This window comes from Mycobacterium sp. MMS18-G62, from assembly GCF_053877835.1.
Map to the genome: position 1 here is coordinate 148,940 of NZ_CM132662.1, position 19,711 is coordinate 168,650.

Sequence of the window (19,711 nt, forward strand, 5' to 3'; positions counted from 1 at the left end):
CGTTCCCTCGCGCGGCGAATAGTTGAGAAGGCCAAGGCCCGGCCGATGTCAACGTACCAACGGGTTACATAACGCACGCATAGGTTCCGAACAGGGTCCTCCCATTGCGGCCGCCTAATTTGTCTGCACCACTATGACTTCCAAACGAGGCAGCGGTGTTCATGGATCCCGATTACGAACGGCTCTTCGACCAAGAGCGCCGCGTTGACGACGCCGCCGAAAAATGGACAGGCCCGATACTGCTCGGCATCGTCGTTGCCGTCGTTCTAGTTGCGCTTGCGGTGGTCGTCTGGGTCAGCTGAGCTGCAGGCCCGCAGCGACAGCGGCCTGACGGAAAATGTCGTCGAGCATCGCCGGTGTGAGCTTGCCGGTGAACGTGTTCTGCTGGCTGGGGTGGTAGCAGCCGATCAGGGTCACCGGCCCCAGGGTCGCCGTCGCGCCATGCCCGAACCGGGGAGCGGGCTTCGGCACCGTGCCGCCACCCTCGCGAATCATGTCGAGCGCCGCGCGCCACGCAAACCCGCCCAACGCGACGATCGCCCGCACGTCCGAACCGATCAGCCGCCACTCGGCGTCCAGCCACGGAGCACACGTCGCGCGCTCGGCCGGCGTTGGCGCGTTGCCCGGTGGCGCACACCGTACCGCCGCGGCTACACGAGTGTCGTTGAGCGCCAAGCCATCTGCGGCGTCCACGCACGTCGCCTGATTGGCCAGCCCGGTGCGATGCAACGCGGCGAACAAGAAATCGCCGGAGCGGTCACCGGTGAAGACGCGCCCAGTGCGATTGCCACCGTGCGCGGCGGGCGCGAGGCCGACGATCATCAGCTTCGGCCGCGGCGCCCCCCAGCCGGGAATCGGGCGGCCCCAGTAGGGTTCGCCGGCGAACGACTTGCGCTTGACGACGGCCACCTCTTCACGCCACTCGACCAGCCGCGGGCAGGCTCGGCACACCGAGACCTCCGCGTCGAGTTCCTCGATCGTCTTGACCGCCGCCGCCATCGTCGCGACGTGCGCCGCGGTCTCGGCCACCGCGGTCCTCGCCGTCGCTGGATCTCCCGGCCAGCCGGCGCCGGGCGGCACCGGCGAGTCGAACATCACGCCGGTGCGAGGATGGGCCAACTTCACAGGACAACTGTGCCTGCGCAGGAAAATCGCGTGCCCGGCGGCCCCGGCCGCTGTTAGATTCGGCCGCGATACCTCATGACCAATAGCAAGCGCGGCCCCCTGTTCCTGATCCTGTTCGCCGCGCTGATGGCCGGCGCGGGCAACGGCATATCGATAGTCGCGTTTCCATGGCTTGTGTTGCAGCGCAACGGCTCTGCTTTGGATGCGTCGGTGGTCGCGATGGCGGGCACGCTGCCCTTGCTCGTCGCGACCCTGATTGCAGGAGCGGCGGTCGACTACATCGGCCGCAAGCGGGTCTCGATGATCTCCGACGCGTTGTCCGCACTGTCAGTCGTGGCCGTGCCGGTTCTGGCGCTGACATTGGGTGTGCAGGCTGTCAACGTCGCGGTGCTGGCGGGGCTGGCGGCGCTGGGTGCCTTCTTCGACCCCGCCGGGATGACGGCCCGCGAGACCATGCTGCCCGAGGCGGCCGGCCGAGCCGGCTGGACTCTCGACCACGCCAACAGCGTGTACGAGGCGATTTTCAACCTCGCCTACATCGTCGGCCCTGGCATCGGCGGGCTGTTGATCGCCACGCTCGGCGGCGTTAACACCATGTGGGTGACCGCTTCCGCATTCGGGTTCTCGATCGTGGCCACCGCGGTGTTGCGGTTGGAGGGTACGGGCAAACCGGACCGCACCGCGCTGCCCGACGGCGTCATGGCAGGCATCCTCGAGGGCCTTCGGTTCGTTTGGCACAACCGAGTGCTGCGCACGCTCGCTTTCGTCGACCTGGCCGCGACCGGTCTGTACATGCCGATGGAAAGCGTGTTGTTCCCCAAGTACTTCACCGACCGCAATGAGCCGGCCCAGTTGGGTTGGGTGTTGATGGCGCTCAGCGTCGGCGGGCTGATCGGGGCGCTCGGGTATGCGGTGTTGTCGAAGTACATGAGCCGGCGCGCGACGATGCTGACCGCCGTGATCACGCTCGGAGTGGCGATGACGGTGATCGCGTTCCTGCCGCCGCTACCGCTGATCCTCGTGCTGTGCGCGGTTGTCGGGTTCGTCTACGGTCCGATCGCCCCGATCTACAACTACGTGATGCAGACGCGGGCCCCGCAGCACCTGCGGGGCCGGGTGGTCGGTGTCATGGGCTCGCTGGCCTACGCGGCAGGGCCATTAGGGCTGATCCTGGCTGGGCCGTTGGCCGACGCCGCGGGCTTGCACGCGACATTCCTGGCGTTATCGCTGCCGATGCTGGTGCTGGGTCTGGTCGCCGTGTACCTACCTGCGCTGCGCGAACTCGACCAGGTCACACTGACGCCGCCGACACACCTTCCTTAACGGAGGGCGCTTCGGCCTTGCGGGCCTCGCGGTCCAGGCGACGCTGCTTGGCTTCCTCGAACTTCTGGCAGGTCTCTTCGAGCTCGCCGACGAGCACTGCGAGGTCGTCGCGCATGCGCGCGGCTTCGCCGGTGAAGTCTTCGCGTTCGAAGATGCGCCACTTCTTGAGCACCGGCATCACCACGTCGTCGAGGTGGATGCGCGGGTCGTAGACACCGCCGACGGCGATGACCACGGCCTTGCGCCTGAAGTCCGGAACGGTGTAGCCGGGCATCTTGAAGTTACGCAACACGTGATGCAGCGAGTGCATGGCCTGATTGGGGGCGATCTCGAAGCCGGCCTCGGACACGTCGCGGTAGAAGATCATGTGCAGGTTCTCGTCGGCCGAAACCCGTTGCAGCAGTTGATCAGCGATCGTTTCGTCGCAGGCCTTGCCGGTGTTGCGGTGCGACACACGCGTCGCCAATTCCTGGAACGACACATAGATGACCGAGTCGAACAGGCTCGTGGCAAACAGATCGCTCTCGCCCTGTTGGTTCTGACCCGGACTGAAGCCGCGGGTGACCTGCTCGAGGCGGAGCTGCTCCAGCTCGACCGGGTCGATGGCGCGGGTGACGACGAGGTAGTCGCGCAGCGCGATGCCGTGCCGGTTCTCCTCGGCCGTCCAGCGGTTGACCCATTGGCCCCACGCGCCGTCGATACTGAAGTTCATCGCGATCTCGCGGTGATACGACGGCAGGTTGTCCTCTGTCAGCAAGTTGAGAATCATCGCCACCTGGGCGACCTCGGACAGCTGCGACTGCCCAGGCTCCCAGTCCTGGCCGCCGAGCGCGTAGTAGTTCTTGCCGTCCGACCACGGGATGTAGTCGTGCGGGTTCCAGTCCTTGCGCATCCGCAGGTGCCGATTGAGGTTCTGCTCGACGACAGGTTCGAGTTCCTTCAGGAGCTGCAGATCGGTCATGGCGTGCGTCATATGGGCCTCCCCCGTTATCTGTGCCCGCTCGTCGCAACAACGTACCTGTGTCGCCCAGTAACAGCAATATCGGCACGCCGGGCGCGCCTAGGATTGCTGTGTGGAGTCCGCTGTGGCCGAGCTCATCGCCGAGCTGCCCGAAGGCGTCGTCGTCACCGACCCCGACATCCTGGCGTCCTACCGGCAGGACCGCGCCTTCGACCCGAGCGCGGGTACGGCACTGGCCGTGGTTAGGCCGCGTCGCACCGACGAGGTGCAGACGGTGATGCGCTGGGCCACAAAGCACAAGATCGCCGTCGTGCCGCGCGGCATGGGCACCGGGCTCTCCGGCGGCGCGACGGCCCTGTCCGGCGGCATCGTGCTGTCCACGGAGAAGATGCGCGACATCACGGTCGACCCGGTGACGCGCACGGCCGTCGCACAGCCTGGACTGTTGAACGCCGAGGTGAAGAAGACCGTCGCCGAATACGGGCTGTGGTATCCGCCAGACCCGTCGTCGTTCGAAATCTGCAGCATCGGCGGCAACATCGCGACCAACGCCGGCGGGTTGTGCTGCGTGAAGTACGGCGTCACCACCGACTACGTGCTCGGCCTGCAAGTGGTGTTGGCCGACGGCACGGCGGTGCGGCTCGGCGGCCCGCGGCTCAAGGACGTGGCCGGGCTGTCTCTGACCAAGTTGTTCGTCGGCAGCGAGGGCACCCTCGGGGTCATCACCGAGGTGACGCTGCGGCTGCTGCCGCCGCAGCATGTGGCGAGCACGGTGGTCGCGACGTTCGACTCGGTCGAGGCCGCGGCGGGTGCCGTCGTGACGATCACCGGCAAGATCCGGCCGTCGATGCTGGAGTTCATGGACTCGGCGGCCATCAATGCGGTCGAAGACAAGCTGCGCATGGGCCTCGACCGGTCTGCGGCAGCGATGATGGTGGCAGCCACCGACGACCGCGGACCTTCCGGCGTCGAGGACGCGGAGTTCATGGCGCGTGTGTTCACCGAACACGGTGCCAAGGAAGTGTTTTCGACCGCTGACCCCGACGAGGGCGAGGCTTTCGTCGCCGCGCGCCGGTTCGCGATCCCCGCCGTGGAGTTGAAGGGCTCACTGCTGCTCGAGGACGTCGGCGTTCCGTTGCCGGCTTTGGCCGATCTCGTCGCTGGCATCGCCAAGATCGCCGCGAACCATGACCTGATGATCTCGGTGATCGCCCACGCCGGTGACGGCAACACCCACCCGCTGATCGTGTACGACCCCGCCGATGCCGCGATGGCAGAGCGGGCGCGGAAGGCGTTCGGCGAGATCATGGACCTGGCCGTCGGACTAGGCGGCACGATCACCGGCGAACACGGCGTCGGCCGGCTGAAACGGCCGTGGTTGGCGGGTCAGCTCGGGCCCGAGGCGATGGAGCTCAACCGGCGGGTCAAGCAGGCGTTGGACCCCGACGGCATCCTCAACCCCGGCGCGGCGATCTGACCGCTGCTGTTGACAGGCCCTGGGGTCGTGTCGTACCAATGAGACATGACAGCAACTCTGTCTCACGGTTCGCCGGTTCGATTCCAGCTGGCTGACGCCGACACCTGGCCGAACCCGTGGCCGATGTACGCCGCGCTGCGCGACCACGATCCGGTGCATCACGTCATCCCTGAAGGCAAGCCCGATCACGACTACTGGGTCCTGTCGCGTCATGCCGACGCGTGGAACGCCGCCCGCGACAACGAGACGTTCTCATCGGCGCAGGGGCTGACAATCAACTACGGTGAGCTCGAACTCATTGGGCTGCAAGACAATCCGCCGTTCGTGATGCAGGACCCGCCGGTGCACACCGAGTTCCGCAAGCTGGTGTCGCGCGGCTTCACGCCAAGGCAGGTCGAGGCGGTCGAGCCGAAAGTGCGCGAGTTCGTCGTCGAACGCCTCGAGCGGTTGCGCGCCAACGGCGGCGGCGACATCGTGACCGAGCTGTTCAAACCGTTGCCGTCAATGGTCGTCGCGCACTACCTAGGGGTGCCCGAAGCCGACCGCGATCAGTTCGACGGGTGGACCGAGGCGATCGTCGCGGCCAACACCACCTCCGGCGGTGTCGCCGGCGCACTGGGCGGACTGGGCGATGCGCTCGGCTCGATGATGGCCTACTTCACCGAGTTGATTGAACGCCGGCGCCGCGAACCAGAGGACGACACGATTTCGCATCTGGTCGCGGCGGGTGTCGGCGCCGACGGTGACATCCAGGGCACGCTGTCCGTGCTGGCGTTCACGTTCACGATGGTCACCGGCGGCAACGACACCACGACCGGCATGCTCGGCGGTTCTGTGCAGCTGCTGCACCAGCGGCCCGACCAGCGGCGGCTGCTGGCTTCGAACCCCGACTTGATTCCCGATGCGGTCGACGAATTTCTGCGGCTGACGTCGCCGGTGCAGGGCCTGGCCCGCACCACGACTCGCGATGTGACGATCCGCGACACCACGATTCCGGCCGGCCGCAGGGTGCTGCTGCTGTACGGGTCGGCCAATCGCGATGAGCGCGAATATGGTCCCGATGCAGCCGAACTCGATGTGAGGCGGCGGCCACGCAACATCATGACGTTCAGCCACGGCGCGCACTTCTGCCTCGGCGCCGCCGCGGCGCGCATGCAGTCACGCGTCGCATTGACCGAGCTGCTGGCCCGTTGTCCTGAGTTCGAAGTCGACGAGTCCGGGATCGTCTGGGCCGGAGGTAGTTACGTACGCCGGCCGCTGTCCGTTCCGTTCAAGGTGACGTCCTGATGCCCGGCGACTGGCTGGCCGCGCGGCGGACCGAGGTGGCCGCGGACCGGATTTTGGATGCGGCCGGCGAGCTGTTCGCACACAAGGAGGCCGCCGCGGTCGGCATGCACGAAATCGCCTCGGCGGCAGGGTGTTCGCGGGCCACGCTGTATCGGTACTTCGAAAACCGTGAAGCGTTGTACACCGCGTACGTGCACCGCGAGAGCTACCGGCTCTATCGCGAGATGACCGAGCAGATCAACTCCGTCGTCGACCCGCGCGATCGGTTGATCGAAGGCATCATGGCCTCCCTGCGCAACGTGCGAAAAAGCCCGGCGCTGGCATCGTGGTTCGCCACCACACAACGGCCCATCGGCGCCGAGATGGCCGAACAGTCCGAGGTGATCAAGGCGCTGACCGAGGCTTTCGTCATCTCGCTTGGACCCGACGACCCCGACCTGGTTGCGCACCGCGCTCGCTGGCTGGTCCGGGTGATGACGTCGCTGTTCATGTTCCCCGGACATGACGAGGACGACGAGCGAGCAATGCTCGACGAATTCGTCGTGCCGATCGTGCTACCGAGCCGCCAGGCCACCCAATAAGCTTGAGGCTCTTGTAGTCCTGGGGGGCGCCCAGTTTGAGCGCACGCGCGTGAAGCGGTGCAGCAGCCAGGCCAGCGGAACCGTGACCACGAACGTCACGACGAACAACGCGACGATCGAGCCGGTGTAGATCGGAAAACGCAGGATCTCGACCATCACCAATTCCATCGTGATCAGGTGGATGAGGAAGATTTCGTACGAGATCTCCCCCAGGAACACCATCGGCCGGCTCGCAAGGAATTTGGCGTACCAACCGCGGTCGCCGAGTGCCAGCGGCGCGACCATCAGCGTGGCGATCACGGCGTAGAACGCCGCCTTCACCAGGGCCGCGCGCAATTCGTTCGGAGACGTGGTGGGTTCGCCCGCGATCGGCGTCGAGGCGATGAAGAACGACACAAGCGCCAACGGAACACATGCCATCGCATAAGCCCGCACACCCAGAGGTTGCAGAACCGCCAGCATCATGCCGCCGATGAACCACGCGAGGTATGTCGGCAGCCACAGCCTCGCGCCGTCGGGAAGAAAGTCGGTGGTGTGCACAAGGGTCAGCCACGCCGGTGTGATCAACGCGAACCCGGCGAGCCCGGCAAGCAACAGGCCCGGTCGCCATCGCCGACGGCACAGCACGACGATCAGCAGATAGGCCATCAGTGGCAGCACCACATAGAAGGCGACCTCCACCGCAAGGCTCCACATCTGCGTAAGCCCTTGGTGCAGATACGAATACAGGTAGTTGTCGGTATAGATCTGCGTCAATGTCAGGTTGCGCAGCAACCCCATGGGGCTGTGGCCTGGATTCGGCCCGGCGGTGCGCCAGTGATACAGCAGATAGGCCACCAACACGGTGACGGCGTAGGCCGGCATGATGCGTCGTATCCGGTGCCAGGCGTAGCGGCGCACCGACGGCGGCGAAGTGTCCGACGCGGCGGCCTTGACCCACGGGGCGAACAACAGAAACCCGGACAATACGAAGAAGATCGGCACACCGATCTCCATCCGCGAATACACCAGCCCGACATAGCCATGCGTGTACTTACCGGTCGTGTAGGCGGCATGCGTCGCCATGACCAAAAGCGCTGCGACCGCCCGGATACCGGTCAGGGACGCGACGCGCTCGGCCTTGCTGACCGATTCCAGTCCGCCCTGCGCTGCCACGTCCTTCGACAGTGTCATGTCGATTTGTGGTTGTTCTTCCCGGCCTTGCGTGGCGGCCGGTCGGGTCGCAGATTGATCAGGATTCCCTGAATGCGAGTCCGCTCCAACGCCTTCACAGTCTCGCGGGGCAGCTTGGCGGGCAACTCGACCAGCGAGTGATCCGGCCGGATGGAGATATGCCCGAAATCGCTGCGATGCAGCCCGCCCTCATTGGCGATTGCGCCGACGATCGCACCCGGACTCACCTTGTGCCGCTTGCCAACCGCGATGCGATAGGTCGCGAAGCCCTGCCCCGGTTTGCGCGCATGCTTGGGACCGCGGTCGGACCGCTCGGGCCGCTCGTCGCGTCGACGCTTATCCGGGGGCGGCTCCGACATGAGGAACTGCTCACCGTCGCGGGACTGCGCCGCCAGCGCGGCGGCGATGTCGACCATCGGGACGTCGTTCTCACGCTCGTAGTCCTCGATCATCCGCCGGAACAGTTCGAAGCCCGGAGCGCCGAGGGCGTCGGTGATGGAGTCGGCGAACTTCGCCACACGCTGCGCATTGACGTGGTCGACGGTGGGCAGCTCGGCCTCGGTGAGTTGTTGGCGGGTCGCCTTCTCGATGGATTTGAGCATGTGCCGCTCGCGCGGCGACACGAACAGCAGCGCCTGCCCGGAGCGGCCGGCACGACCCGTGCGCCCGATGCGGTGCACATAGGACTCGGTGTCGTGCGGGATGTCGTAGTTCAGCACGTGCGAGATGCGTTCGACATCCAGCCCGCGGGCCGCGACGTCGGTTGCCACCAGAATGTCGACGGTCCCGTCCTTCAACGCCGCGATCGTGCGCTCGCGCTGCGCCTGTGGGATGTCGCCGTTGATCGCCGCCGCCGAGAACCCACGGGCCCGCAGTTTCTCGGCGACCTCCTCGGTGGCCTGCTTGGTGCGGACGAACACGATCATCGCCTCGAACGGCTCGACTTCGAGGAGACGGGTGAGCGCGTCCATCTTGCGTGGACCGGCGACCTGAATGTAGCGCTGCGTAATGTTTTCCGCGGTGGTGGTTTTCGCCGTGACCGACACCTCGACGGCATCGTGCAGATACTTCTTGGTGATCTTGCGGATCGCCGGCGGCATCGTGGCAGAGAACAGCGCGACCTGTTTGTACTCGGGTGTGTCGGCGAGGATGCGCTCGACGTCTTCGGCGAAGCCCATCTGCAGCATCTCGTCGGCCTCGTCGAGCACCAGGTAGTCGAGGTGGGTGAGATCGAGAGTGCCCTTCTCGAGGTGGTCGATCACCCGCCCCGGCGTACCGACGACGACCTGGGCGCCGCGCCGCAGACCGGCCAGCTGAGGGCCGTAGGACGAACCTCCGTAGATCGGCAACACGTTGATCTGAGGCAGGTGCGCGCCGTAGCGGCTGAACGCCTCGGCGACCTGCAGCGCAAGCTCGCGCGTCGGCGCCAGCACCAGCGCCTGCGTGGTCTTGTTGGCGGGGTCGATCTTGGACAGGATCGGGATGGCGAACGCGGCCGTCTTGCCAGTGCCGGTCTGGGCCAGTCCGACGACATCGGAGCCCGCCATCAACGCGGGAATGGTCGCGGCCTGGATGGCTGACGGCGACTCATAGCCGACGTCGCCGACGGCCTGCAGCACCGATGGGTGAATCTGCAGGTCTGCGAAGGTCAGATCGGCGCTGGTCGCGTCCGGTTCGGAGGACGTCATGTCGGGTCGAGTCTAGTGGCTGGAGGCGGGTTTCCCCGCCACGCGGTATGTCGCGCGGTCCCGGGCTCTGGTTCGAGCACACCTACAATTACTCGGAACGACCACGTTTCGAGTAAATCGGAGGTACCAGGCCATGACCGCCAAGGCCGGGCGAAATCCGGCCCGCTTCGACCGGGCACTGGATGCCGCCATCCTCGATGCGGCCCTCGCGGGCCTCGCCGAGCAGGGCTATGACCGGATGAGCATGGATGACGTCGCTTCGCGCGCGAGGGTGGGCAAAGCGGCAATCTATCGACGCTGGTCTTCGAAGGCCGAGGTGGTCGCTGAGGCGATCGCACATTGGCGACGACAAAGAGGGCCTGGCGCGCCACCGGACACCGGTAGCCTGCGCGGCGACATCGAAACCCTCGTCGCGTCGATACCCGACTACGACGAATCCGACTTGCACACAATAAAAGTGATCGCCGGAGTGGCGACAGCAGCCACGCGGGATCCTGTCTTAGCGGCAGCCATCGACGACCTCGTTCTGTCCACGCCGCGCCAGATGATGAGGTCGGTGCTAGATCGCGCTGTCGCACGCGGGGAAATCCCCGCCGGTCGAGACCTCAGCCTGGTGGCCGACACCGCCCTGGGCCTGAACGTGTTGCGCGTGATCACCGGCAGACCCATCGACCGCGTCTGGGTCCGCCGCATCCTCGAAGACGTGATTCTGCCGTTGGCCACTGCGCCGCCGACTTCGTAGCAATCTGGCCTTGCGTCGGCCTACAGGTCGTGCCACTGTCGAGATAGACGGAACTGATTAGTTCCGTCTGCGGGCTACAGACAGAGGAGGGGTTATGAACACCACACGGACACCCGTCCTGATCGTCGGCGCCGGCGCCGGCGGGCTTGCCATGTCCGCGCTGCTCGCCAAGCACGGCATCGGCTCGATGCTGGTGGAGAAGCGTCGCGAAGTGTTCTTGTATCCGAAAGCGCGCAACCTGAGCTTTCGCAGCCTGGAGATTCTGCGTGGCCTGGGCTTGGCCGACGAGATCCATGCCATCGCCAGCGGGATTTCGGCCATGGCCGTCAAGCCGGCGCTGAACAGCCCAGACGAAGAGCTGATCGACTTCAACTCGATGTTCGCCGAATTCGAGGCGGTGAGCCCCGAACCCTCCGTCCAGTACTGCCCGCAGAGCAGGCTCGAGCCGATCTTGTTGGCCTATACGCGCGGACAGGGCAACGAGGCGCGCTACGGAACAGAGTTGGTGTCATTCGAACAGGACCAGACCGGTGTCACCGCGGTAGTGCGAGATCTGGATTCGGGACAGGACGCCACCGTACGGGCCGATTACCTCGTCGCGGCCGACGGCGTGCACAGCCGCATCCGCGACATGCTGGGGGTGCGCACGACCGGGTACGGCGCACTGCCGATCTACGTAGTCTTCGTCTACTTTCGCGCACCCTGGCAGAGATTTGTTTCGCATCTGGGCGTCGGGGCCGGCGTTCAGGTGAAGAACGCCGATGTGAACGGGATATTTCTCGCAGCTGAGCATGACCTCGGGATGTTCATCCTGACCTATCTGCCCAGCAGCGGCGAGACGGCCGAGCAGTTCACCGCGCAACGGTGCCGCGAGTTGATCGCCAAGGCGGTCGGTGAGCCGATCGATGTCGACATCATCGACGTCGCGCCGTGGCGGCCGTATGAGCGGGTCGCCGATCAGTTCCGCTGCGGCAGAGTGTTTCTCGTCGGCGACGCGGCGCATGCGATGCCGCCTTTCAAGGCCGGTGGCGCCAACGCCGCGATCCAGAGCGCCGACAATCTGGCCTGGAAACTCGCCGCGGACCTGGCCGGGACGGCGGGGCACGGATTGTTGGGTACCTACCACGCCGAGCGATACCCGGTCGGGCGGTTCAGCGCGCACCAGTCACTGACCGGGCCGACTGTCTCATTCCTACGACTTGAAGCCAACGAGCCGATGCTGCCCGCGGACGAAGAGGCGCCGATGTTCGCCCTACTCGCCGGCTACCGGTACCACTCGGCTGCGGTTGTCACGGATGACGCCGGCCCGGCGGACGGCGTGGCGTTTGTCGACGAGTTGCGTGGCCAGGCCGGAACGCGGATGCCTCACATATGGATTGAGCGTGGGGGAACACGGGTGTCTACCCTCGACCTGCTAGGCCCGGGCTTCACACTGTTCACCGGCGACGATGGAGGCGCATGGGATGCGCCCGCGGCTTCAGCGGCAAAGACCGTCGGTGTCCCACTCAATGTTCATCGGCTTGACGAGGATGGGGCGTGGGTGCGTGCTACTGGGCTGGAGCCGGACGGCGCGTTGTTGGTCCGTCCCGATGCGTTCGTGGGATGGCGCACGCCGAGCCTTCCCCAGCGGCCCGATCATGAACTCGTGCACAGTCTGTCGACGATCCTGACTCGAGCGTGACGTCGGCCGGTGTGTCGGCGTATTCCTGCATGCTCGACCATGCAACGGTGGATCAAGTGAAGTGGACGATCATGATCGGCGTTGTGGCCCTGGCGCTCGCGGGATGCGGATCGAGCGACTCGACGGCCTCCAAGACACCGGAGCCGACCGCGGCTTCCCCCGCCCCCGCGACCCCTCGTCCTCCGGCGCCGACGGTGACGATCCCGACGACAACACAGGCCGCCGCCGACCCGTGTGCCGTCAACCTGACCGCACCCGAGATCGCCAAGGCCGTCTCGGAGCTGCCCCGCGATCCGCGCAGCAATCAAGGCTGGAACCCCGAGCCGCTGGCCGGTAACTACAACGAGTGCGCGCAGTTGTCGGCGGTGATCGTGAAGGCCAACACCAATTCCGAGAACCCGAACACCCGCGCGGTGATGTTCCATCTCGGCAAGTTCATCCCGACCGGTGTTCCGGATACCTATGGGTTCAACGGAATTGATCAGTCCACGACCACCGGCGATACCGTCGCGCTGCTGTACTCGGGTGGCGTCGAGGACCTCGCCAGCGTGGTGAAGTTCCGGTGGAACGGCAACGGCGTGGAGCTGATCGGCAACACGCCGGGCTGAGGTATCGCCAGGCGCCGGGGTGTCGGCTAGCTCACATACAGTGGCAGCGTGTTCGTCGCCGACGGCCAAGTGATCTACAGCGCATCCGACCTCGCAGCGGCCGCCCGCTGCGAGTACGCGTTGCTGCGCGCATTCGACGCCAAGCTCGGCTGGGGTCCGGCCGTCGCGGTCGAAGACGAGCTGCTGGCCCGGACGGCCACGCTCGGCGGTGAGCACGAACAGCGCCACCTCGACGAGCTGCGCTCCATCGCCGACGTCGCCATCATCGGTAGGCCGCCCTACACGATTGCGGGCCTGAGCGCCGCCGCCGAACAGACCATGCGCGCGGTCGAGCGGCGCGCACCCGTGATCTACCAAGCCGCGATGTTCGACGGCCGGTTCGTCGGATTCGCCGACTTTCTGGTGTTGGACGGCGAGCGGTATCGGCTACGCGACACCAAGCTGGCCCGCTCCGTCAAGGTCGAGGCCCTGCTTCAGCTCGCCGCGTATGCGGAGACGCTCGCCGAGGCCGGCGTGCCCGTCGCGCCCGAGGTGGAGTTGGTCCTCGGCGACGGCGCGACGGCGACTTACCGTGTCGACGAATTGCTCCCGGTGTACCGGCCGCGCCGCGCCGAGTTGCAGCGCCTGCTCGACGACCATGTCGCGGGCGGCAAGCCGGTCACATGGGAAGACGAAGATGTGCGAGCCTGCTTCCGGTGTCCCGAATGCACGCTGCAGGTCCGTGCCACCGACGACTTGCTCCTCGTGGCGGGCATGCGGGTCAGCCAGCGCGCCCGGCTGCTCGATGCCGGCATCACGACCATGACCGACCTCGCCCACCACGAGGGCGCCGTGCCCGAGCTGCCGATGCGGACGGTCGGATCGCTGACCTCGCAGGCGCGCTTGCAGATCTCCCCGCGTGTCGACGGAAGGCCACCGTTTGAGGTGGCCGACCCGCAGCCGCTGAACCTGCTGCCCGATCCGGACAAGGGCGACTTGTTCTTCGACTTCGAGGGCGATCCGTTGTGGACGACCGACGGCCACGACTGGGGGCTGGAGTACCTGTGGGGCGTGCTGGAGGCCGGGGGCACGTTTCGGCCGCTGTGGGCGCACGACCGCACAAGCGAACGCAAGGCGCTTGTCGACTTCCTGGCGATGGTGCGCAAGCGGCGCAAGCGCTTCCCGAAGATGCACATCTATCACTACGCGGCCTACGAGAAGACCGCGCTGCTGCGGCTGGCCGGCCGCTACGGCGTCGGCGAGGACGAGGTCGACGACCTGCTGCGCAGCGGTGTGCTCGTCGACCTTTTCCCGTTGGTGCGCAAGACCATTCGCGTCGGCACCGAGAGCTACAGCCTGAAATCGCTTGAGCCGCTGTATATGGGATCGGAGCTACGCACCGGTGACGTCACGACGGCCGCGGACTCGATCACGATGTACGCGCGATTCTGCGAGCTGCGCGCCGACGGGCATGCCGATGAGGCCGCCAATGTCCTCAAGGAGATCGAGGACTACAACCGCTACGACTGTCGTTCGACGCACAAGCTTCGTGACTGGCTGATCAAGATCGCGATCGAGTCGAGCGTGCCACCGCTCGGCCCGCAACCGGTGGCCGCCGGCACCACAGTCGAGGACACCGACGAACTCGCCCACACGCTGATGGCCTTCGCCGGCGACGGTGTCGACGAGCGCACCCCGGAACAGACCGCGGTCGCATTGTTCGCGGCCGCGCGTGGTTTTCACCGTCGTGAGGACAAGCCCTTCTGGTGGGCGCATTTCGACCGGCTCAACAACCCCGTCGACGAGTGGGGCGACAAGAGCGACGTGTTTCTTGCCGACTCCGCCGACGTCGTCCAGGACTGGCATCTGCCGCCACGGGCAAGAAAACCGCAACGCTGGGTAAAGCTCACCGGCACGCTGGCCGCAGGAGAGTTGGGCCGCAACGTGTTTGCGCTCTACGAGCCGCCCGCACCCCCCGGTCTCGTCGACAACCCCGACCGGCGCGCGGCGGGCAACGCCGAGATCATCGAGGTCGACGATCCGGCGATCCCGACAGAGGTGACCATCTGCGAGCGGGAACCGGCAGACGGGCCGTTCACACAGGTGCCGTTCGCCCTGACGCCGGGCGCCCCGATTGCGACGAAAAAGCTGCGCGAGTCCATCGACACTGCGGCCGCCGGCGTCGCCGCGATGCTGCCGGACCTGCCGGACACCGCCATCGCCGACATCCTGTTGCGGCGCAGCCCACGCACTCGAAGCGGCGCGCCGTTGCCCCACACCGGTGACGCCACGGCGGACATCACTGCGGCGCTGCTTGATCTCGATTCGTCATACCTTGCGGTGCACGGACCGCCTGGCACCGGCAAGACGTACACCGCGGCCAGGATCATCGCGACGTTGGTGAACGATCACCGGTGGCGGGTCGGGGTGGTCGCGCAGGCCCACGCCGTCGTCGAGAACCTGTTTTGCGGTCTGATCGAGGCCGGCGTCGACGCGACTCGAATCGCCAAGAAGGCGCACGGACGCGGTGCCACGTGGGAGGTCATCGACGAGAAGGCCTATGCCACGTTCATAGCCGACCATCCCGGCTGTGTAATCGGCGGCACCGCATGGGATTTCGCCAACGACACGCGGGTGGATGCCCGCAGCCTCGATCTGCTGGTGATCGAGGAGGCCGGGCAGTTCTGCCTGGCGAATACGATCGCGGTGGCGCGCGCCGCCGAAAACCTCATGCTGCTGGGTGATCCGCAACAGCTGCCACAGGTCAGTCAGGGCCACCACCCCGAGCCGGTCGACGCGTCGGCGCTGGGGTGGCTCGTCGACGCACATCGAACCCTGCCCGAGCAACTCGGCTATTTCCTGGACCGCTCGTATCGCATGCATCCCGCGGTGTGCGGCCCCGTCTCGCGGCTGTCCTACGAAGGCCGGCTACGTTCCGACGAGAGCCGGACCGCCGCACGCACAATCGACGGCTACCCACCCGGGGTGCGTGTGCTGGCCGTCTCGCACGACGGCAACTCGACGAGCAGCCCCGAAGAGGCGACGGCGATCGTGGCCGAGATTCGGCGTCTCCTGGGGTCCGACTGGACCGACGAGCACGACACGCGGCCATTGCGTCAAGACGACGTGCTCGTCGTCGCGCCGTACAACGCCCAGGTGTTGCTGCTTCGACAGCACCTCGACGCCGCGGGGTTCGACGGTGTCGCCGTCGGCACCGTCGACAAGTTCCAGGGCCGGCAGGCGCCGGTGGTGTTCGTCTCGATGACGGCGTCATCCATCGACGACGTCCCGCGCGGAATCTCGTTTCTGCTCAACCGCAATCGCCTCAACGTCGCCGTCAGCCGCGCCAAATACGCCAGCATCATCGTGCGTTCGGAGACGTTGACCGAGTACCTGCCATCCACACCGGACCGGCTGGTTGAGCTCGGCGCGTTCTTGTCGCTGGCCGCGTGTGATACACCCACGGGATGAGCTTGACCGACGAGCTGGCGACAATCGTCGGCGCCGCGCACGTCAGCACCGACGCCGACGTGCTGGAAGGCCGCAGCGTCGACCACACCGGGCGCTACCGCGGACATGCCAGCGCGCTGGTGCGGCCGGGGTCTGCCGAAGAAGTAGCGGCGGTGTTGCGGGCCTGCCGCGACGCGGGTGTCTACGTCACCGTGCAGGGCGGCCGAACCTCACTGGTGGCCGGGACTGTGCCCGAACACGACGACGTGCTGCTGTCCACGGAACGGCTGCGCGATGTCGGTGAGGTCGACGTCGTCGAACGCCGTGTCCACGTCGGCGCGGGCGTGACGTTGGCCGAGGTGCAGCGCGCAGCGGCCGCCGAGGGTCTGGTGTTCGGTGTCGACCTGGCCGCGCGGGATTCGGCCACCGTCGGCGGTATGGCGTCGACGAACGCCGGTGGGCTGCGCACCGTGCGGTACGGAAACATGGGCGAGCAGGTCATCGGGCTCGATGTGGCGTTGCCCAACGGGTCTGTGGTTCACCGGCACAGCAAGGTTCGCCGCGACAACACCGGATACGACCTGGCATCGCTGTTCATCGGCGCCGAGGGAACGCTGGGCGTGATCACCGGGCTGGATCTGCGGCTGCATCCCACGCCGAAGCAGCGGGTGACCGCGATATGCGGGTTCGCCGATCTGGACGCGCTCGTCGAAACCGGCCGTGTATTCCGGGATTTCGACGGCATCGCCGCGCTGGAGTTGATCGACGCACGCGCCAGCGCGCTGACCGCCGAACACGCTGGCGTCGCCGCGCCCGTCGACGGAGCGTGGCAGCTGCTGATAGAACTGGCCGGCGACACCGACCAAACCGAGCGGCTGGCTGATGCGCTGGGCGCCGCTGAGATGTCGGACGAACCCGCCGTCGGCGTCGACGTCGCTGCACAGCAGCGGCTGTGGCAAGTGCGCGAATCAGTGGCCGAGGTGCTCGGCGTGTACGGTCCACCTCTGAAATTCGATGTCTCGCTTCCGCTTTCGGCCATCGCAGCGTTCGCGGCAGAATCGGCTGACCTCGTCGCCAAACATGCCCCCGAGGCGATCGCCGTGATGTTCGGCCACATCGGTGAAGGCAACCTGCACCTGAATGTCGTACGCTGCGGACCCGATGCGGAGCGCGAACTGTATGCGCCGATGATGGAACTGATCGCCCGATGCGGCGGCAACGTCAGCTCGGAACACGGCGTCGGAACCCGCAAGCGCGACTACGTTTCGATGTCGCGCACGGAATCCGACATCGCGGCGATGCGCGCCGTCAAGGCGGCATTCGACCCGTCGGGTTATCTCAATCCCGCGGTGCTGTTCGACTAGTCGCGGCCGGGCATGGAGTGCCTGCCGTAGCGGGTCGCGTCGTCGGGGCCTTCGCCGCGGGAATGCCTGCCGTTGGACTCGAACCAGAACTGCCGCGGCTCGGGCTCGTCGTCCGGCAGATAGTGGCGGGCCCGCCGTCCATGGCGTGGCGGCGTGGGCTCGTCCGGCGGCTCTGGCTCGGGGTCAGGCAACGCCCCGAAATGCTCCTGCTCATCGACGTGAAAACCGTTGTGCGCAAATCCGATTGGTTCGACGTCCGGCTCGGGCAGCGGCTTGGCCGACTTGTCGCCCAGCAGGTCGTCGAGAACGCCGCGCCAGTGCTCCCGCGGCGGCTCCGGCGGCGGTGGGGGTGCTGGCGGCTCGGGCTCAGCTGTCGGCCCGGGCTCAGCGATTTCGTCGTCGTGCGCCCACCGCCACGCCTCGACCGGCGCGGTGTGCCAGGTGTCCGCGGGTGCATGAAGCACATGTTCGGCGCGTGATTCCAACGGTTCGGTGACGTCGTCGTCCTCGACGACCGGCGCGACCGGCTTTGGTTCGTCGTCCCAGTCATCCCACGAGACCGTGTATTCCAGGTACTCGTCGTCGTCGACGAACGCTTCGTCGCCGCCGTATTCGACGGCAAGGCCCGCATCGCGGTCCGGATCCTCACCGTCGAAGGGCTCGACCAGTTCGGCGTTTCCGAAGCCAAGAAGGAACATCGCCGCGACAACGCCGAACAACGCGAAAAAGGCTGGCAGCAGCATGGATTGGGACATCGCCGCGGCGAACGGTTCATGCAGCCACGCGGGCAGCCGCGCGACCGAGCCTTCGCCTTGCGGCGCCGCAGACGGCATCGGCGGCATCTCGGCGCTGATCCGCGACGTCATGAATGCCGCCATGCTCGCGCTGCCCAGCACCGACCCGACCTGCCGCGTGGTGTTGTACACACCGGAGCCGGCGCCGGCCAGATGCGGCGGCAGGTTGCGAGTCGCGGTCGCGGCAAGCGGTGACCATATGAATGCCATGCCGATACCCATCGCGGTAATCGGCAATATCAGTCGCCAGATCGGCGTCGCAGGCGTCGTTTCCAGCGACAGCCACAAGAGCGCAATCGCCAACACCGAGAAGCCGAAGCCGACCACCGGCCGCGGGTGCGAGCGGTCGACGATCTTGCCGACGAACGGCGCCAGCACACCCGTCGCGATCGCCATCGGTGCAATCAGCAGTGCCGAGCGCGTCGGCGAAAGCCCGCACACCGCCTGCGCGTAGAACATCACCGGCAGCAGCATCGCCGTCACCACGAAGCCGATGGTCGCGACGCCGAGATTCGACAGCGAAAAGTCGCGGTCGCGGAACATGACCAACGGCACGAGCGGCTCATTGCGGTTCACCGACTGCCACACCAGGAACGCCGCCGCGAATCCGATGCCGCCCGCCAAAGTGCCCCAGATCCACGGCGCCCAGTCGTGCGACTGCCCCTCCTGCAGCGCGAACACGATCAAGAACATGCCGACGCCCGAGAGCAGCACCCCGAGCACGTCGAACCCGTGCTTCTGGGTAGGTAGCGCGGGAATCAGCCAGACGGCCAGCGCCAGGCCGATCACACCGATCGGGACGTTGACGAAGAAGATCCATTGCCAGCCGAGCCGGTCGACCAGCACACCGCCTGCCAGCGGGCCGACCAGGGTCGCCACACCGGCCGTGGCGCCCCACACGCTCATCGCCACCCCGCGGCGCTCCGCAGGGAAGATCCGCGTGATCGTGGACAGCGTCTGCGGCGTCAGCAGCGCTGCACCGACGCCCTGCACGACGCGCGCGGCGATCAGCATTCCGATGGTGTCCGCCAGGCCGCACCACAGCGACGCCGCGGTGAACACCGCAAGGCCGAGCAGGTAGAGGTTCTTCGGGCCGTACCGGTCGCCAAGCCGGCCGGCCACCAGCAGCGGCACCGCGTACGCCAACAGGTAGGCGCTGGTGACCCAGATGACGGCGTCGTAGCTGGCCCCGAGCTTGTCCATGATGGACGGATTGGCGACGGCCACGATGGTGGCGTCGAGCAGAATCATGAAGAAGCCGACCAGCATCGCCCACAGCGCGTTCCACGGGTTGTCCGGCGTTCCGACAGCGAGCGGCCCCGCCGGTGCGGTGCGGCTGGGCTGGTGGCGCGCTGCGCGAGCGCGGCCGTCTTGCCGGGTAGTCAGCGTCTGAAACATCTCGGGTCGGCCAGGTAGACGAGGATTCAGCCGACGCTACGGACCTGAATATGCCCCGGACAAGTCCGGGTCACACTGGT

At 66.6% G+C, this 19,711-nt stretch carries 15 protein-coding genes; 10 read left to right on the forward strand and 5 right to left on the reverse strand.

Annotated elements, in window-relative coordinates; all coding sequences use genetic code 11:
- Positions 1-161: 161 nt before the first annotated feature.
- Entirely contained in the window at positions 162-302 is a 141-nt protein-coding gene (locus ACWW36_RS00710; RefSeq protein WP_456139712.1) for a hypothetical protein, read from the forward strand.
- Here ACWW36_RS00710 and ACWW36_RS00715 read toward each other — a convergent pair.
- Entirely contained in the window at positions 295-1,125 is an 831-nt protein-coding gene (locus ACWW36_RS00715) for a uracil-DNA glycosylase (protein WP_456139713.1), read from the reverse strand. The two genes, ACWW36_RS00710 and ACWW36_RS00715, sit on opposite strands and share 8 nt — an antisense overlap.
- Positions 1,126-1,200: 75 nt before the next feature.
- On the opposite strand from ACWW36_RS00715, the gene ACWW36_RS00720 reads away from it, so the two are divergent.
- On the forward strand, positions 1,201-2,448 hold the full coding sequence (locus tag ACWW36_RS00720; RefSeq protein ID WP_456139714.1) for an MFS transporter: 1,248 nt from the start codon (positions 1,201-1,203) through the stop codon (positions 2,446-2,448).
- Here the strand turns inward: ACWW36_RS00720 and ACWW36_RS00725 are convergent.
- Positions 2,417-3,421, reverse strand: a complete 1,005-nt coding sequence (locus ACWW36_RS00725) for an acyl-ACP desaturase (protein ID WP_456139715.1) — start codon at positions 3,419-3,421, stop codon at positions 2,417-2,419. The two genes, ACWW36_RS00720 and ACWW36_RS00725, sit on opposite strands and share 32 nt — an antisense overlap.
- 100 nt (positions 3,422-3,521) lie before the next feature.
- Here ACWW36_RS00725 and ACWW36_RS00730 point away from each other — a divergent pair, with 100 nt between their 5' ends.
- The 3 genes from ACWW36_RS00730 to ACWW36_RS00740 are packed head-to-tail and all read left to right on the forward strand — an operon-like array spanning position 3,522 to position 6,754.
- On the forward strand, positions 3,522-4,886 hold the full coding sequence (locus tag ACWW36_RS00730; protein ID WP_456139716.1) for an FAD-binding oxidoreductase: 1,365 nt from the start codon (positions 3,522-3,524) through the stop codon (positions 4,884-4,886).
- Positions 4,887-4,931: 45 nt separating this feature from the next.
- Positions 4,932-6,173: a cytochrome P450 gene (locus tag ACWW36_RS00735; protein ID WP_456139717.1), complete on the forward strand. Its 1,242-nt coding sequence runs from the start codon at positions 4,932-4,934 to the stop codon at positions 6,171-6,173.
- Positions 6,173-6,754 carry a TetR/AcrR family transcriptional regulator gene (locus tag ACWW36_RS00740; protein WP_456139718.1) on the forward strand — a complete coding sequence of 194 codons (582 nt, stop codon included), beginning with the start codon at positions 6,173-6,175 and terminating at the stop codon, positions 6,752-6,754. The genes ACWW36_RS00735 and ACWW36_RS00740 overlap by 1 nt, the downstream gene beginning before the upstream one ends.
- Here ACWW36_RS00740 and ACWW36_RS00745 read toward each other — a convergent pair.
- Positions 6,728-7,927, reverse strand: coding sequence for an acyltransferase family protein (locus ACWW36_RS00745; RefSeq protein WP_456139719.1), 1,200 nt, complete (start codon positions 7,925-7,927; stop codon positions 6,728-6,730). The two genes, ACWW36_RS00740 and ACWW36_RS00745, sit on opposite strands and share 27 nt — an antisense overlap.
- The gene (locus tag ACWW36_RS00750; protein ID WP_456139720.1) at positions 7,924-9,615 is read right to left on the reverse strand and encodes a DEAD/DEAH box helicase; all 1,692 of its coding nucleotides are present in this window, start codon (positions 9,613-9,615) and stop codon (positions 7,924-7,926) included. The genes ACWW36_RS00745 and ACWW36_RS00750 overlap by 4 nt, the downstream gene beginning before the upstream one ends.
- Positions 9,616-9,748: 133 nt before the next feature.
- On the opposite strand from ACWW36_RS00750, the gene ACWW36_RS00755 reads away from it, so the two are divergent.
- The 5 genes from ACWW36_RS00755 to ACWW36_RS00775 all read left to right on the forward strand — a co-directional run bounded on the left by ACWW36_RS00755 (position 9,749) and on the right by ACWW36_RS00775 (position 17,439).
- A complete protein-coding gene (locus ACWW36_RS00755; RefSeq protein ID WP_456139721.1) occupies positions 9,749-10,357 on the forward strand; it encodes a TetR/AcrR family transcriptional regulator in 609 nt (202 codons plus the stop codon).
- A gap of 94 nt (positions 10,358-10,451) precedes the next feature.
- Positions 10,452-12,038, forward strand: a complete 1,587-nt coding sequence (locus tag ACWW36_RS00760) for an FAD-dependent monooxygenase (RefSeq protein ID WP_456139722.1) — start codon at positions 10,452-10,454, stop codon at positions 12,036-12,038.
- Between the two features lie 71 nt (positions 12,039-12,109).
- Positions 12,110-12,646 carry an LppP/LprE family lipoprotein gene (locus tag ACWW36_RS00765; protein ID WP_456142318.1) on the forward strand — a complete coding sequence of 179 codons (537 nt, stop codon included), beginning with the start codon at positions 12,110-12,112 and terminating at the stop codon, positions 12,644-12,646.
- A gap of 48 nt (positions 12,647-12,694) precedes the next feature.
- Positions 12,695-16,096 carry a TM0106 family RecB-like putative nuclease gene (locus ACWW36_RS00770; RefSeq protein WP_456139723.1) on the forward strand — a complete coding sequence of 1,134 codons (3,402 nt, stop codon included), beginning with the start codon at positions 12,695-12,697 and terminating at the stop codon, positions 16,094-16,096.
- Positions 16,093-17,439: an FAD-binding oxidoreductase gene (locus tag ACWW36_RS00775; protein WP_456139724.1), complete on the forward strand. Its 1,347-nt coding sequence runs from the start codon at positions 16,093-16,095 to the stop codon at positions 17,437-17,439. The genes ACWW36_RS00770 and ACWW36_RS00775 overlap by 4 nt, the downstream gene beginning before the upstream one ends.
- On the opposite strand, the gene ACWW36_RS00780 is transcribed toward ACWW36_RS00775, so the two are convergent.
- On the reverse strand, positions 17,436-19,631 hold the full coding sequence (locus ACWW36_RS00780) for an MFS transporter (protein WP_456139725.1): 2,196 nt from the start codon (positions 19,629-19,631) through the stop codon (positions 17,436-17,438). The two genes, ACWW36_RS00775 and ACWW36_RS00780, sit on opposite strands and share 4 nt — an antisense overlap.
- Positions 19,632-19,711: the final 80 nt, after the last annotated feature.

Bases quoted from the DNA above. Each gene is read 5' to 3' on its own strand.
- ACWW36_RS00710 (WP_456139712.1), top strand. From the start codon at position 162: ATGGATCCCGATTACGAACGGCTCTTCGACCAAGAGCGCCGCGTTGAC.
- ACWW36_RS00750 (WP_456139720.1), bottom strand. From the start codon at position 9,615: ATGACGTCCTCCGAACCGGACGCGACCAGCGCCGATCTGACCTTCGCA.
- ACWW36_RS00740 (WP_456139718.1), top strand. From the start codon at position 6,173: ATGCCCGGCGACTGGCTGGCCGCGCGGCGGACCGAGGTGGCCGCGGAC.
- ACWW36_RS00745 (WP_456139719.1), bottom strand. From the start codon at position 7,927: ATGACACTGTCGAAGGACGTGGCAGCGCAGGGCGGACTGGAATCGGTC.
- ACWW36_RS00780 (WP_456139725.1), bottom strand. From the start codon at position 19,631: ATGTTTCAGACGCTGACTACCCGGCAAGACGGCCGCGCTCGCGCAGCG.
- ACWW36_RS00760 (WP_456139722.1), top strand. From the start codon at position 10,452: ATGAACACCACACGGACACCCGTCCTGATCGTCGGCGCCGGCGCCGGC.
- ACWW36_RS00775 (WP_456139724.1), top strand. From the start codon at position 16,093: ATGAGCTTGACCGACGAGCTGGCGACAATCGTCGGCGCCGCGCACGTC.
- ACWW36_RS00720 (WP_456139714.1), top strand. From the start codon at position 1,201: ATGACCAATAGCAAGCGCGGCCCCCTGTTCCTGATCCTGTTCGCCGCG.
- ACWW36_RS00735 (WP_456139717.1), top strand. From the start codon at position 4,932: ATGACAGCAACTCTGTCTCACGGTTCGCCGGTTCGATTCCAGCTGGCT.
- ACWW36_RS00765 (WP_456142318.1), top strand. From the start codon at position 12,110: ATGATCGGCGTTGTGGCCCTGGCGCTCGCGGGATGCGGATCGAGCGAC.
- ACWW36_RS00725 (WP_456139715.1), bottom strand. From the start codon at position 3,421: ATGACGCACGCCATGACCGATCTGCAGCTCCTGAAGGAACTCGAACCT.
- ACWW36_RS00755 (WP_456139721.1), top strand. From the start codon at position 9,749: ATGACCGCCAAGGCCGGGCGAAATCCGGCCCGCTTCGACCGGGCACTG.